The organism is Paenibacillus sp. FSL K6-2859 (assembly GCF_038008265.1).
Taxonomy (GTDB): domain Bacteria; phylum Bacillota; class Bacilli; order Paenibacillales; family Paenibacillaceae; genus Paenibacillus_AQ; species Paenibacillus_AQ nitricinens.
This window is the reverse complement of record NZ_JBBOYU010000001.1, coordinates 950,888-965,713: the sequence shown is the minus strand read 5'-3', so window position 1 is coordinate 965,713 and position 14,826 is coordinate 950,888. Positions and strand designations below refer to the sequence as shown.

At 43.6% G+C, this 14,826-nt stretch carries 11 protein-coding genes; 6 read left to right on the top strand and 5 right to left on the bottom strand.

Annotation, left to right across the window (positions count from 1 at the left end):
- Positions 1-22: 22 nt before the first annotated feature.
- The gene (locus MHB64_RS04245; RefSeq protein WP_341133791.1) at positions 23-2,575 is read right to left on the bottom strand and encodes a beta-mannosidase; all 2,553 of its coding nucleotides are present in this window, start codon (positions 2,573-2,575) and stop codon (positions 23-25) included.
- Between the two features lie 249 nt (positions 2,576-2,824).
- On the opposite strand from MHB64_RS04245, the gene MHB64_RS04240 reads away from it, so the two are divergent.
- From MHB64_RS04240 to MHB64_RS04215, 6 genes are all read left to right on the top strand, one after another.
- Positions 2,825-4,177 carry an ABC transporter substrate-binding protein gene (locus tag MHB64_RS04240; protein ID WP_094870751.1) on the top strand — a complete coding sequence of 451 codons (1,353 nt, stop codon included), beginning with the start codon at positions 2,825-2,827 and terminating at the stop codon, positions 4,175-4,177.
- A gap of 107 nt (positions 4,178-4,284) precedes the next feature.
- Positions 4,285-5,178 carry a carbohydrate ABC transporter permease gene (locus MHB64_RS04235; RefSeq protein ID WP_094870750.1) on the top strand — a complete coding sequence of 298 codons (894 nt, stop codon included), beginning with the start codon at positions 4,285-4,287 and terminating at the stop codon, positions 5,176-5,178.
- Positions 5,179-5,180: 2 nt separating this feature from the next.
- A complete protein-coding gene (locus MHB64_RS04230) occupies positions 5,181-6,014 on the top strand; it encodes a carbohydrate ABC transporter permease (RefSeq protein ID WP_094870749.1) in 834 nt (277 codons plus the stop codon).
- A 30-nt stretch (positions 6,015-6,044) separates the two neighbouring features.
- Complete coding sequence (locus MHB64_RS04225) at positions 6,045-7,898, top strand: sensor histidine kinase (RefSeq protein WP_094870748.1); 1,854 nt, start codon at positions 6,045-6,047, stop codon at positions 7,896-7,898.
- Positions 7,899-9,398 carry a response regulator gene (locus MHB64_RS04220; RefSeq protein WP_341133790.1) on the top strand — a complete coding sequence of 500 codons (1,500 nt, stop codon included), beginning with the start codon at positions 7,899-7,901 and terminating at the stop codon, positions 9,396-9,398.
- Positions 9,370-10,149, top strand: a complete 780-nt coding sequence (locus tag MHB64_RS04215; RefSeq protein ID WP_445671598.1) for a spermidine synthase — start codon at positions 9,370-9,372, stop codon at positions 10,147-10,149. The genes MHB64_RS04220 and MHB64_RS04215 overlap by 29 nt, the downstream gene beginning before the upstream one ends.
- Positions 10,150-10,231: 82 nt before the next feature.
- Here MHB64_RS04215 and MHB64_RS04210 read toward each other — a convergent pair whose 3' ends face one another.
- The 4 genes from MHB64_RS04210 to MHB64_RS04195 all read right to left on the bottom strand — a co-directional run bounded on the left by MHB64_RS04210 (position 10,232) and on the right by MHB64_RS04195 (position 14,801).
- Positions 10,232-11,119 carry a sugar phosphate isomerase/epimerase family protein gene (locus MHB64_RS04210; RefSeq protein ID WP_341133788.1) on the bottom strand — a complete coding sequence of 296 codons (888 nt, stop codon included), beginning with the start codon at positions 11,117-11,119 and terminating at the stop codon, positions 10,232-10,234.
- A 38-nt stretch (positions 11,120-11,157) separates the two neighbouring features.
- Positions 11,158-12,186 carry a LacI family DNA-binding transcriptional regulator gene (locus tag MHB64_RS04205; RefSeq protein WP_341133787.1) on the bottom strand — a complete coding sequence of 343 codons (1,029 nt, stop codon included), beginning with the start codon at positions 12,184-12,186 and terminating at the stop codon, positions 11,158-11,160.
- Positions 12,187-12,254: 68 nt separating this feature from the next.
- A complete protein-coding gene (locus MHB64_RS04200) occupies positions 12,255-13,829 on the bottom strand; it encodes a DUF3502 domain-containing protein (protein WP_094870743.1) in 1,575 nt (524 codons plus the stop codon).
- A gap of 75 nt (positions 13,830-13,904) precedes the next feature.
- Positions 13,905-14,801: a carbohydrate ABC transporter permease gene (locus MHB64_RS04195; RefSeq protein WP_218832580.1), complete on the bottom strand. Its 897-nt coding sequence runs from the start codon at positions 14,799-14,801 to the stop codon at positions 13,905-13,907.
- Positions 14,802-14,826: the final 25 nt, after the last annotated feature.

Sequence of the window (14,826 nt, the reverse complement as noted above, 5' to 3'; positions counted from 1 at the left end):
ACAGTCCTTCTCTCCTTAAGATTTACAGTGAATCTTCGCTCACAAAATCAACCATCGATTGAACCTTCAGTCCCTTAGGAGCGCCTGGAATCCAGCCCCTTCCATCGTTCCCGCGTTTCGAGAACGTTATCGTCTTGGGCTGCCCTGGGAGAAGATCAAAGTAATTGTCAGAGAATATTCCTTCATCTTCTGAGGTCAGATATACGCCTCTAGCTAATACATCACTTGTCACAGTGAAGCTTAGACCTCCGCTATCTGGAGTTTCCATTATGTTAATTACTGACCGCTGCAACCGAATTTCTTTTTCCGGGACAAAATAGTGCACCTTTCGATCTATCATCTCGCCATCAGCCTGCAAGCTGATCTCAAGCAACACATCGTTAGATCCATGACTTTCTATTAGTTCCGCTACTGGAGACGAGAATACGATAGCCGCAGAATCAGCTCCTAACTCAACTGAATGTGTCCACTCTTGTACTAGGGAACCGTTAAACTGATACAATTTAAGCACCAAATCAGCGATAACCGCTGTTCTTAAATCAGATACGACATGAACGTCAATCCGCTCACGGTCTGTACCGTCAATAGACAACAGAACATCTTGAAAACTTGAGCGCACGGTATATTGCAATGCCTTCCAGCGTCCGTTGTAATCCATCCCCGCCCAAGAAGCGACCGGCCAGCAATCATTCATCTGCCAGTATAAAGTCCCCATACAATAAGGTTTATTCCTTCTGTGACTTTCAATCGCGATTCGAATCGCTTCAGCCTGCAGGATTTGACTCATATACAGAAATGATTTAAAATCCTTCGGCTGCGGCAGATACATATCCATGTATTCCTTGATCAGCAGATTCCCGCGTCCATTCTTCTGATGAGCCAGCATCACCTCTGAAGTAAGCTCCAAATCCTGCTCTTCAGCATAGCTCATTACGGTCTTCAGTTCCGGGAACGATTGGAATCCGTATTCACTCATAAAGCGGCCAACCTTGGTATTATAATTCTCAAAAGGCTCAATCCCGTGCCACACGCCCCAGTAATGCACATCCCCATCGCCCACAATCCGTGTCGTATGTTGATTCATATCTCCAGTCAAATTCCGCATTGGTGAAGACGGCCAATAGTCCACACCTGGATGGAATGCGGCTACAGCCTCCGGTAGAATCCGGTGGAATATTTCCTCATAATCAGCCCACATGGTAGCTCTTTGCTCAGCACTGAGTTTTTCTTTCCAGCCCCAGCCCATATTTTCCTCGAACTGTGACCAGGCCGAATCAATCTCGTTATTACCACACCATAAGGCGATGCAGGGATGATTGCGCAATCTTTTAATGTTATACTCCGCTTCTTTCTTCACATTCGCAAGGAACGCTTCATCCCCCGGATACATGCTGCAAGCGAACATGAAGTCCTGCCAGACCAACAGCCCGTATTCATCACAGAGCCTGTAAAATATCTCCTCTTCATAAAAACCGCCACCCCACACTCGCAGCATATTCATGTTTGATTCTGCAGCCGTGGCAATTTCATGCCGATACCGCTCTTCGGTTACTTCTGTGATGAAGCTGTCATTCGGAATATGATTGGCACCTTTAGCGAAGACCGACACCCCATTCAGTACAAAAGAAAATGAAGTCCCTTTCGCATCATGCTCCCGAATCAATTGAATGCTACGAAGCCCGGTTCTTACGCTTTTGCTAACTTCAACTTCCGTATCTTGCAGCAACTCCGCTTGGAATGTATATAAATTAGGCTCGCCTAGTCCTCTACACCACCAGAGCTGCGGCTGATCTACCACGATATCCATCTCTATTAGCTGCTTTCCACTTTTTAAGGAAACCGCTTTTATTGACTCTAATCCATCAGCACTCATTCGCAGCATTCCCTGCCATGCCGCAGGAGCATCTACTTCAATCATTGCGGTTAAATGAGCCTCTTCCTTTGTGATCACATTTTGGCGGATATGGAGATCTGTGATTTGAACTGTGTTACGCCCCTCAAGAGAGGCCTCACGCCAAATTCCACTGGTCAAAAAACGCGGACCCCAATCCCAACCGTAATGATAAGGCGCTTTGCGGGCAAAAACGCTAATCCGCTGTTCCTCTAGTCCCCCAAGCTCGGATTGATCATTCGGTGCAGGTAACGCATATCCCAGTTTCGCTAGCTTAGGCAGATCCTCTTTAACTACAGAGCGGAATCTCACTCGTATATGGTTTTCACCAATCTTCAACTGATCTTTAACATCCACTCTCCACGCCAAAAACATATTATCTGCAGCGAGCACATGTACATTATTCACATACACGTCAGCATAGGTATCAAGACCTTCAAAAATCAGTTCTGTGCAAGTAAGCTCCAACCACTCTTCACCCAGCTGCAAAGTGGTTTGATATTCCCAATCCTTCTTATCAATCCACTGTAGGTTATGTTCATTTGTTCCATAGAAGGGATCCTCAATCTTTCCGTTCTTCAATAAATCCGTATGGACCGTGCCTGGCACAGTAGCCGGAAGCCACTCCTCGTCACCACAGCTTCTAAATTCCCACTTCGCAAGCTTCATCTCAAGATGTTTCATGGTACCCTCCTAAAAGTGTTGTAGAGCATATGCATCTTTCAAAATAGCATACCTTTTCTAGTATTTCATTGAATCCAATTGTCATTCTTAGTATTTTGTTATCCATTAGTTAGGAATAAATTAATTATAATCGTTCAAACAAAACAAATAAAGACAATAAATAATAATACAATACATTTCTAAACGCTTTATTTAAAGCTATAATGTTCATGTAAACGCTAACAAAATAATGAAAAAGGGGACTATGTTATGAGAAATAAGTTATTTTCGTTATCTTTTGTTATGATTATGGTTTTATCATCAACGCTGACTGGCTGTGGCTCGAACAATGGAAACAGCACCAATAACGGGGCTTCTGCAACCGATAAGCCTGCAGCAACGAATACAGAGAATACAAGCGGAGATTCAACAAACAACGCAACAGCCGAGCCTGCAGCAGGAGCTGATATTAGCGGCAAAATCACCTTCCTGACTAACAGAACAGACATGATTGGCAAAGAATACGATGAATATTTAAAGCGCTTTAATGAAAAATACCCGAATATTAAAGTCGAATTCGAAGCTTCCCAGACCGACTATAATCAACAGGCTAAAGTCAGAATGGCCAGCGGCGAGCTTCCAGATGTTATGTTCATTCCTACCATTCCTAACTCCGACCTGCCGAAATACTTCGCTTCACTGGATGACCTCGGTCTGAACGATCAAATCACCTTTAAAGACTTCAAATCCTTTGATGGCAAGCTGTACGGAATTACCACAGGGAACTCGACATCCGGAATTGTTTATAACAAAAAAGCATTTACAGATGCTGGCATCACAGAAACACCTAAAACTTGGGATGAATTCCTGGCTGCCTGCGAAAAGCTGAAAGCAAAAGGTGTCATTCCATTGTCCTCTAACTTCAAAGATAAATGGCCACTCGGTACTTGGGCTTATGACACTCCACGCCTAATTGCAGGCAACCCTGACTTCCCTAATGAGAAGCTGAACTCTGAGACACCATTCACTTTAGACAATGGTTACGGGAAAGCGTTTAGTCTGCTGAGAGAACTGAACGAAAAAGGCTATCTGGAAAAAGACATCAACTCCACCAACTGGGAGCAATCGAAAAAAGACATCGCTTCTGGTAAGTTCGCCATGTACTATCTCGGCAACTGGGTCATTAACCAAGTTATTGGAGTAGGAGCTCCTTCAGACGATGTTGGCTTCTTCCCATTCCCTTATGACAATTCAGGTAAACCTTCCGCTACTCTTAGCCCAGACTTCTTCTATGCTGTTGCTAAAAACAGTAAAAATTTAGAAGCTGCTAAAGCTTTTGTAAAATGGATGATTGAGGATTCCGGCTATGAGGACTTTGCGGGCTTTATCTCCCCACTAAAAGGAAAAGAATCTAATCTGGCTCAGCTAAAAGAATTCCAAGCTACCGGAGTAGAGCTAGTAGAGGGAACTGTTGACGATGCGAAGGTTACAGAAATCGGCAACAAAGCACAACTGGATCTCCCTGCTGTTGTCCAGGAATTTGTGCTTGCCAAAGATCCACAAACTGTATTAGACAAATGGAATAAAGCCTGGGCTAAAGCTAAGAAAGATCTCGGCTATTAATACAAGCTTTTGACCAGAAGTACACCACGGCGCAAAATGGATTATCGCCCTTACGGATAGTCCATTTTGCCTTTCCATACCAAGCTTTTATGAAAGAAGGGCTAGCGATGTTCGGAACACTTTCCTATAACAAACAAAAAACGATAATCATCGTATCATTCCTTACGATCCCATTGTTGCTCCTTGCGACGTTTACGTATTATCCAGCGCTTAAGCTGATCTATTACAGCTTCACCAACTGGGATGGCTATAGCCCTGAGAAACCATGGGTCGGACTTGCTAATTACCGTGAGGTCTTCTCTAATCCTGATATTTTCAAAGTATTTACACATAACTTTGCATACTTCGCTATGGGAATTGTTCAGAACATAGTCGCCATTTATTTTGCAGTTGTTCTGAATAGTAAGCTCAAAGGGAAAAATGCATTCCGAATCTTACTTTTCCTTCCTTACATTATGAACGGAGTTGCCGTTGCTTTTATGTTTGGTTATGTCTTTGACACTACTAACGGCTCTCTGAACATGTTCTTGAACAGCATCGGTCTAACCGGATTAGGGCAGACCAGCTGGCTTGGAACAGAAGGACTGGTCAACTACTCTCTGGCATCCACAGGGTTTTGGCGTTTCATGGGTTATAACATGGTCATCTACATCGCCTCCTTGCAGGCTATACCAAACGATATCTATGAGGCTTCAAAGATTGATGGTGCCGGGTCCTTCCAAACCCTTTGGAGAATTACTTTACCGAATATGAAGCCAGTCATTCAGCTTAACTTATTTCTTACCGTCACAGGAGCACTGGAAGTATTTGATCTCCCGTTCGTATTGACCAAGGGTGGTCCTGCGGGCGCCAGCGAAACTTACGTACAAAAAGTAGTAGACACTGCATTTGCTTACAACAACTATGGTCTCGCTTCTGCCATGAGTATCATCTTGCTCTTCTTTGTCGTCATCGTACTATTAGTACAGCAACTAGTTCTTAGCCGGGGAGGACACAAATAGACATGACAAACTCCAAATTCCGCTTTACAGATGTTATTAAATACTTCTCGCTAATCATCGGCATATTTGTCGTGCTCTTTCCTCCTTATGTAGTTATCGTAAACGCCTTCAAATCAACTGATGAATTTAACAGTAGTAGCTCCATGGCGTTGCCAACAAGCTTTTTAAACTTTGATAATTTCATTGCAGTCTTCCAGCGTGGAGGTTTACTTAACGGCTTTGGTAACGTGTTAATTATTATTGCTGTTACTTTAATTCTGAACATTCTTTTTGGAACTATGGTAGCATTTGTACTGGGACGCTTCTCTTTTAAATTAAAACCTGTTGTCTTCGGTGCCTATCTAATAGCTACTATCATTCCTAGCATCACGACACAAGTAGCGACTTTTGGTATCATCAAAAGCATGGGGCTTTATAATACACTCGGCGCCCCTATCGTGCTATACATCGGAGCAGATGTGATTCAAATTATTCTTTATTTGCAATTCATCCGTAACATTCCCGTGGATCTCGATGAGAACGCGATGGTAGAAGGTGCATCTCTTTTTAAAATCTATCGCTCGATTATTTTTCCATTATTGACGCCGGCTACGGCTACTTTGATTATTTTGAAGACGATTAGTATCTATAATGACATGTACATCCCTTATCTATATATGCCAAAACAAAGCCTGGGTGTAGTTACGACGATCCTGATGCGTTTTCAAGGGGTCAATTCGGGAGAATGGAATTTGATCTGTGCGGCCATTCTGCTCATCCTGCTCCCAACAATAATTCTATATTTCTTCCTACAACGTTACATCTTTGAAGGCGTAACCAGTGGCGCAGTTAAATAAGGAAGTTGACTTTAAGAAAGGACAACGCAAATGGTATCATTCATCCGGCTAGCCTTACGAAAAATGTGGTTGTTCCTTGCCAATCTTCCGATGGAGCGAAAACTGATCGTCGTATTTGTCTTTCTGATCTCGCTTCCAATCACTTATGTTAGTTATTTGTCCTCCCGCTCCATGTTCAATTCTGTTCTTGTGAATGCAACGGAAAGCGCGAACCAAATGACATCGAATGCCTCTGATACCATTGACCGTTATGTCGCCGATCTAAAAAGATACACAGCGCTACCGCTGTATAACACCGATGTACAATTCTACCTCACTCAGCAAAATACCGACTGGGATAAAAGTACTGGCATGGCGATGTTCCTGAGCTACTTGAAGCATACGAAGGAAGAGATCATCGCCGTGTACATGGTGGATCAGTACGGTTCTGTTTTTTATGATAGAGTCCCCGGAATCCACGAGCTGTACCCTGAAGAACGACTAGCCGAATGGAGAACCTTAAGTGATGAAGCTGGAGCCGCTCCTGTCATTCAAGGCAGACATACGATTCGTATAAACTCCAATGCCCATAGAGAGGTTTTCAGTGTACTTCGCACCATTAATTCTGTAAGCACGCTAGATCATATAGGAATTCTCGTATTTGATGTAAACATCAACTTGTTTAACGGGATTATTGATCCCGTAAACGCAGTTACACAAGGCAACACATTAATTGTAGATAATAACGGAGAACTGATCTATGACAGTGAAGACGCCTCAGACTCGATGCAAACCGGCGGGGAACAAAGACTGAACACGCAGCTTTTGCTGCAGCATGTGAATCAGCAACAGGATCATTTTCAAATAGAAATGAATGGTCAATCTTATCTTGCAGTGTATAGCGTCTCGAAACAGACAGGTTGGACGACTATGGTTACGATTCCTTTGGCCCGTATCCTGTCACCTGTACAGAAGAATCGCAATGCTCTTATATTAACTACACTGATCATTATTGCTTTTGCACTTTGCGTTGCCACGTTCATCTCACATGCGCTGACTAAACCCCTTAAATCTTTGGTCCGTCTAATGAAACGGGTACAGCACGGTAATCTGGATGTCTGGCAGCACTCCAAATATAATGATGAGATTGGAATGCTTGGCAGTCATTTTAATCGAATGATCATAAGGGTCAAGGATCTGCTACAGGAAGTATCCCTCACCGAGAAGCGTAAGCAGAAGGCTGATATGAGGGCACTTCAGAATCAGATCAATCCCCATTTTATTTATAATACGCTGGAGTCTATCCGTATGCTGGCAGAGAGCAATGATGACCCCCGTGTAGCGAAGCTCACCTATTTACTTGGACTTCAGATGCGTTACAGTATTGTCCGAAGCGAAGAAGCCGTTACGATCAGACAAGAGCTGGATCATGTTCGAAATTATTATCATCTGCTACAAATCCGGTTTCCAGATAAGTTCAATCTACACATTGATGTGCCAGAGAAATTTCTACATCTTCCTGTAATCAAACTTGTCTTCCAACCCATTGTGGAGAACGCAGTTTTTCATGGCTTAGATCAAAAAGTAGGTCTCGGTACCTTAACCATCACCGCATGGAGTGAGCAAGGAAATGTCGTATTCTGTGTAGAAGATGATGGCATCGGTATGGATGCTGCCACCCTTCGTTCCTTAAATCATAGTCTGCAAAGTGGGAATGAAAGTGAAATGTTTGGAATTGGCCTACGAAATGTGAATGAGAGAATCCGTCTGCATTACGGCAGCTCATTCGGGCTCCTTGTAGAGAGTAAGCTCGGAGTAGGTACTCGTGTTACACTGCGCATTGAGGACATTCCCTTCACTACTCATAGTGAAGATGATATGAATTACGGAGAGGAGATGCTCTGATTGCTGCGTATTGCAATTGTTGACGATGAAATCCTGATCCGCGAAGGTCTGGCCCGAATGATCAGCAAAGAAAATACTGAATTTCTGGTCATCGGCACCTACTCCGATGGGAAACATCTACTTGACGAGTTACCTTCGCTTCAGCTTGATGTTGTGATTACTGACATTCGTATGCCGCAAATTAACGGCTTGGAATTAATTAAACAATTAAAAGCCAGTCACCCGCAAATCCGCTCCATTCTAATGAGTGGATTTGTTGAATTTAATTATGCCAGAGAAGCCATACGCAGCTCTGCAGTAGACTACTTATTAAAGCCTATCGATAAGGAGCAATTATTCGACCTGCTTTATCAATTGGAGAAAGAGCAGCAGTTCTCTCGTGACAAGGAGGTACGTCACCGTACCGGTCTCCTACTGACCCTTCTTCAAGTCGACGAGCCCCCATCCCCCTTGCTTTTGTCGAGCCTTACTTTGCCCCAGCCTTATTTCTCAGTCTTTGTGTTCAAAGGAAGATCAAGAGAACCCGTCTGTTTCTGTGTAGACAGTCTGCGGCAAGAGAAGGCATTTAGTATCGACAGCTTAGAGATCCAAAATGGACTGCATGTCTGTATCCTGTATTCTACAAAACAACTCTCGGACAGCGATAGGAATGAAATCGGAGACAGGATTCGTATCTCTGCCAATGGTATGATACTGCATGTAGGTACTAGCAGTTCCTATAATGATACCGCCAAGCTCAGACAAGCGTATCAAGAGGCTAGGTTAGCCTGCAGTGTCGGCATCTATAACACTGACCGATTGCACTATGCTAATATTCAGAACATTCAGCAGCCTGAGATAAATATTCTCGAGCCTTTTAATGCGATCAAGGAACCATTAATCCATGATCTGCAGATCCTAAATATGGAGGGTGCTTTAGAGCGCGTGCGTAACTTATTCTCAATGTTGAAATCACAACAAGCTGTGCCCGATCAAATTCTCCGTGTCTGTCGATGGGTTATTGAATCTGCGCAGAAAGAATTGCAAGAATTTGAGACCCTCTACAAAGGTGCACCCTATCTTGGACTGGATGAAAGCATTACTTCCAGTATGAGATTCAGTGAAGTTGAGCGTGTATTCACCGACCATTTTTCAAGCATTTTATTTGAAATCAGAGCCCATCGCCTAGAGATGTCCGGTACAGCTGTAGAAACCATAAAGCGCTGGATATCAGCCAACTATAATCAACATGCGGATCTGAACACCTTAGCGAATATGGTTTTTTTGACACCAAGCTATCTAAGCAAGCTGTTCAAACAAGAAACTGGACTTACATTAACGGACTACATCACGGAAATCCGGCTACGTAAAGCCAAGCATCTGCTCAAGAATGCTCCTGACCTAAAGATTCACGAGATTGGAGCAGAAGTTGGATATGGCGATCCTGCCTATTTCAATAAGCTTTTTAAACGTGTAGTCGGCGTTACACCCAATGAATATAAACGAATTTCTATCGTATAAGGAGCTTGATCACTTGCAATCACAGATTCACACAAGCAGCGATAATCATGAAATCACCGTCTATGACACCACAGAACTATACGGTGAACAAGGTGCGTTCCGCGTCATGCAGTTTTCCAATCAGGCCATTCAAGGTGCGATGGATCTCAATCACCCAGAACGAGTTGTGTTTGAATATCCGCGAGCCATCATTCACTTGATGAAATGCAATGCTTCCTCTTTCGAGGACGCCTTTCTTATTGGTCATGGGATTGGAACGATTGCCGGGTATTTTCTAGACAAGAGATTTAAAGTAGCTGAGCTAGACAGCGAAGTAGTCGAATTAAGCCGCCGCTATTTTGGATACATCCAAGATAACGTAGTGATCGGTGACGGACGTCAGATCCTTGAAGGTGAAGAAACACAGAAATATGATTACATCGTCTTGGATGCTTTCACCGCTGCGGGCACGCCGAGGCACTTAATCTCCAGTGAATTTTTCAACATCGCGCATTCAAAACTGAATACCGAAGGGTATCTCCTGATGAATCTGATGGGAAAAGGTGAAAATGATCCGCTCATTAATGCTATTTACACCACGCTCGCCGAACAATTTACCTATATTAAATCCTTTTCACTGCCTTCAGATGGGACTGCGGATATCAAAAACATCATTATTATAGGTGGATTTAAGCCGATCCGCTTTCAAGCTCGCCACATGGCAGGCTTTAATGAAATCCAGCTTGGGCAAGGCTATCTTATACGGGATTAAGCTAAGCATATAAAAATGACCTCATCCTCCACTTTACTGTGGGTTTTGAGGTCATTTTTGAGTTGTTACTATCTGATATCCTTTACACCGGATTTGGGACAAAACTGCCACCTCGGCAATACTTCAAATAATTTAGCGCATGTACCTGTCCAGTCATTTCTAGTTCACCCTGGTAGACAGGATCATGCCAGCCTTCAATATCAATTGTTCCCTTATAACCAGCTTGGCGCAGAATCGAGATGATATCCACCCAGTTCGTATCCCCGAAGCCAGGCGTCCGGTCCCAGACATAAGGCTTAGGTCCATGAATTCCGTATTCCTTGACGATATCCCAGGCAATAGTGGCATCCTTGCCATGTACATGGAACACCTTATTCACCCATTTGCGTAGCTGCGGAATCGGATCAATGAGACCTATCAGCTGGTGGCACGGTTCCCATTCCAGACCCAGATTGTCTGCTGGCACAGCATTGAACATTTTCTCCCAGGCTGAAGGATTGTGAGCGATATTCCACTCTCCCGCCTGCCAATTTCCACCCATAGCGCAATTTTCAAAAGCAATTCTTAAGCCACGATCGGCTGCCCTTTTGGACAATTCACTAAACACCTCTGCAAATCTCGGAATCGAATCGTCAATCGAAGAACCTGGAAGACGTCCGGTGAATCCTCCGATAATATCTGTGCCGAATAAATGGGCATGATCAATTAATCGCTCCCAACTGGCGAGTGTGTCAGCATTGTCTCCATCTCCTGAAAGTGGATTTCCGTAAATCCCAACGGAAGAGATGACAAAATCATGCTCAGCAGCCAGCTCCCTTACTCGTGCAGCTGTTTCTACAAGATTAGTTTCACCTGTGGTCTGCCAAAAGTTCAGGTTAAAGGATTCAAAACCATGCTGAACGATTTGCGGAATCACGGTGACGGCCTCCCCGCCACGAACCAGAGTACCTATTCTCAATGTGTCTTGCATTTGGGTTACCACTCCAATGATAGCGTTTATAGTCAGTATTAAATCTTAATTGTTTTGAGCATCTTGCAAGAACCTCGCTTGAGCAATACCGCATCGTAGACAATATGCTGATGACCTGACCTTCCGGAAATTAGATCAAACAGAACACCCACACTGGACAAAGCCATTTCTGTACCCGGTTGGCTGATCGTATCAAGAGAAGGATGAAAATATTCAGCCATTTCGATCCCGTCAAAGCCAATGATTGAAATATCATCTGGAATAGACAACCCCGCGGTAAGCACCGCCTTGGCTGCACCGATAGCAATCGTGTCGGAGGCTGCAAATATTGCGGTTACTCCCTTATTCCGTTTAAGCAATCTCCGCGCTGCATCAAATCCCGAGCTAGGACTATATTCACAATCCTCCACCAACTGTGGATCATAAGGCAGATTATGTTCTTCCAGTGCTTGTTTGTAGCCCAAATATCTCCGGTTTCCTGTTGTTTCATCCAATAAAGGGGACTTGGCTAGAAAACCGATATTCTCATGCCCAAGTGATATCAAGTAATTGGTGGCCTTATAAGCTTCCTTCAATTCATTAATGGTGACACTAGAAAAGATATCAGGGTCCACCTCTTGTGTAGAGGTGATCGTCGTCAGTACAAACGGAACCGTCAGCTGCTTGAACTTCTCTTCGGAATGATTGTAGGTTCCGCCCATGAAGATGATCCCGCATAGATTTTTTTCTTTGGTGAGCTGAATGGCAGCATTGATTTCATCCGTACCATCCTCTACCTGATGAATGAGAAAGGGATAACCACGCAGATTAGCCTGCCGCTCGATTTCTTTAATCATATTGGAGAAAAACGGATTGGTAATCCCCTTAACCATAAGTGCAATGTTCTTTGACTCTGTAGTTTTTAAATTTCTTGCATTGGAATTGGGAATGTAATTGTATTCCTTAACAACATTCAGAACCTTTTCCCGAGTAGCCTTACTCACCAGCCCCTTATTGTTGATGACCCTGGAGACCGTCGAGATGCCCACACCGGAAATCCGCGCGATATCCTTGATATTTACGTCCACTATACTCCCCCACTTATAAGTAAGGGAGCTATATGCTACTATAGCTCCCTCACACCTTTTAACGTTCTTTAGTTCACTGGAACAAACGCAGCCAATTGCTTTTCTACTTCGGCAATAACCTTGTCAATTCCTGCTTTTTTCAGTTGCTCACGGTAATCCGCTACAGCAGCTTTAGGATCTTTGCTTGTTTTACCAAGCATCAATTGAATACCAAGCTGGGAATTCACGTTGGAGATGGAAGCAATTTCTGTAGTTACATTCGATGGATCAAAGCTAAAGCCATTGTATGGATCATCGATAGCGACTTTATCCCACTCTGCAAATAAAGAGTTACGAATTGGGTTTTCTGTATCCGTAGGAACTACGAATTTGTCATTACGAAGTGACCAAGCCGCGAAACCTCCGCCGTCCGTTTTTTCGTTGAAGCCTGGAGGCTGCTTTTTAACACCATTTTCCATAACATATTGTTTGCCTTCAATACCGTTTTGGATGAGGTTGTAGTAGCTTTCGTCTGTCATGAACTTCTCGATCACCATCAGAGAACGCTCTGGATTCTCGGAGCTCGTGCTAATTACAGTCGAGTTATCAACACCCATCTTACGTTTGATCTTCTTGTTGGCTTCCGCAAAAGTAAAGAATGCAGTTTCTGCCTCTGGTTGTGCCTTCAAATCTGCACCGTATTGGCCAATCCAGTCCTGAGCATGAGTCAAATAACCAGCGGAGTTTGCTGCTCTGAAGTTATCTTTGCTGCCAAGAGTTGCAGACAGCACATCCTTGCCCCAGTATCCTTTATCTGCCCATTCACGCATTTTCACAGCCCAATCTTCGAATTCCTGAGTGTATGCTGGATGGAAGACGGTCTTGTAGTCCTCTGGACTTTTAGTCACAAGATTTAGTTCATTCAAAGATATACCAGGTGCGTTAAGCCACATTCCTGTAGTATCTACGAGCATTCTGAACATATTGGCCGCATCTTCTGACTTACCGTTAATTGGTGGGAAGGACTCATTGGCAACAACATTATCCATGTATTTAACCATGTCATCGAGAGTTGTAATTTTTTCCATTCCGTATTTCTTCAACAGGTCTACACGATAGGCATAACCATTTGGTGTATATTCACTATAAAGACTCGGTACGCCATAGATTTTACCTTTGTACTTAGTATTTTCCCATACACTAGCAGGGATTTCTGCCTTCAGCTTAGGAGCAACTTTATCGAGCATATCGGTAAGGTCCACTAGAGCACCTTCACTAGCCAATGTGAAATAGGATACAGGTGCTCCTGGAGATGCATGAGACATATCAAACTGCTCGCCTGAAGCAAATAGCAACGGGTATTTCGTATTGATATCTGGCCAGTCAATATACTTCACTTCAATTGTAGCGTTGAGATCAGCCTTGAGCTTTTTGTTAATCTCAGCTAGAATCGCCTTATTTTGAACACCTTCACTACCCCACAGATAATACACCAACTTAGCTTCTTTGGAAGTGTCTACTCCTCCTGCATTCGTTGAAGCATCTGGTGCCTTCGTAGCTGCCGGATCATTACTCGCCTCGTTGTTCTTCGATGAACAGGCTGTCAATGCCCCAGTAAGCATGAGTACAGCAATTAAAGAAGACGCAATTTTTTTACCTTTCATTAGGTAAGCCTCCCTTTTCTTTTCTATTTATGAATTGCATTTATAATAAACGCGCCTTCGAAAAGGAGACGTCCATTAACCCTTTACAGCCCCAACGGTGAGGCCTGTTACGAAATAACGCTGTACAAATGGATAGAGGAGAATAATTGGCCCGGTGGCCAGCACAGCTGTAGCCATCTTGATGGATTGCGTTGGAAGATCAGCTGTATTGATAACTGCCCCCGAATTGATTAGTGTACCGAGATTCGTCTGATTGACCATTCGCTGCAAGAAGTATTGGAGTGGATATTTCGTCGGGGAGTCCATATATAACATCCCGTTGTACCACTCATTCCAAAAGCCTATCGCCGAGAAAAGCCCGATGGTAGCTAAGGAAGGAACCGCCAGCGGAATAAATATCCGCCAATAGATACGGAAGTCGCCAGCACCGTCAATGGTAGCAGATTCATATAAGGAATCCGGAATGGCCTTCATGAAATTACGCATCAGGAAGATCGACCATGCGCCAACTACAGCCGGTAGAATCATGGCAAATAAGTTGTCTTTCATATGCAGGTGCTTGACCATCAAGATGTACGTTGGAATCAAGCCACCGCTGAAGAGTGTCGTAAAGTAAATTAGAAAGGAAAAGAAGTTGCGATACTTGAAATCCTTGCGGTTAAGCACGAAGCCAGCCATCGACATCATGAACAGTCCAAGGACCGTACCCACTACGGTTATAAAAATAGTTATCTTATAAGCATTTACTAGTTGCGTAGAGTTGTTAAACAACAATTCGTAAGCCTTAAAGGAAAATTCCTTAGGCAGCAGCTTGTAGCCTTCGCGGACAATTTCCTGCTCGTTCATAAACGATGAGGAGATCATTAGTGCAAAGGGAAATACACAGAACAGTGCAAAGATACTAATGCAGATATAGCTAATCACTTTTATGATAATACTTCCGGAATCCTGTTTGATTTTTTGAGTTTCCATATTCATCACCCCTGTTTCGTGTCTG

Excerpts from the sequence above, each read along its gene's own strand:
- MHB64_RS04245 (WP_341133791.1), bottom strand. The coding sequence starts at position 2,575 with ATGAAACATCTTGAGATGAAGCTTGCGAAGTGGGAATTTAGAAGCTGT.
- MHB64_RS04240 (WP_094870751.1), top strand. The coding sequence starts at position 2,825 with ATGAGAAATAAGTTATTTTCGTTATCTTTTGTTATGATTATGGTTTTA.
- MHB64_RS04235 (WP_094870750.1), top strand. The coding sequence starts at position 4,285 with ATGTTCGGAACACTTTCCTATAACAAACAAAAAACGATAATCATCGTA.
- MHB64_RS04230 (WP_094870749.1), top strand. The coding sequence starts at position 5,181 with ATGACAAACTCCAAATTCCGCTTTACAGATGTTATTAAATACTTCTCG.
- MHB64_RS04225 (WP_094870748.1), top strand. The coding sequence starts at position 6,045 with ATGGTATCATTCATCCGGCTAGCCTTACGAAAAATGTGGTTGTTCCTT.
- MHB64_RS04215 (WP_445671598.1), top strand. The coding sequence starts at position 9,370 with ATGAATATAAACGAATTTCTATCGTATAAGGAGCTTGATCACTTGCAA.
- MHB64_RS04210 (WP_341133788.1), bottom strand. The coding sequence starts at position 11,119 with ATGCAAGACACATTGAGAATAGGTACTCTGGTTCGTGGCGGGGAGGCC.
- MHB64_RS04200 (WP_094870743.1), bottom strand. The coding sequence starts at position 13,829 with ATGAAAGGTAAAAAAATTGCGTCTTCTTTAATTGCTGTACTCATGCTT.
- MHB64_RS04195 (WP_218832580.1), bottom strand. The coding sequence starts at position 14,801 with ATGGAAACTCAAAAAATCAAACAGGATTCCGGAAGTATTATCATAAAA.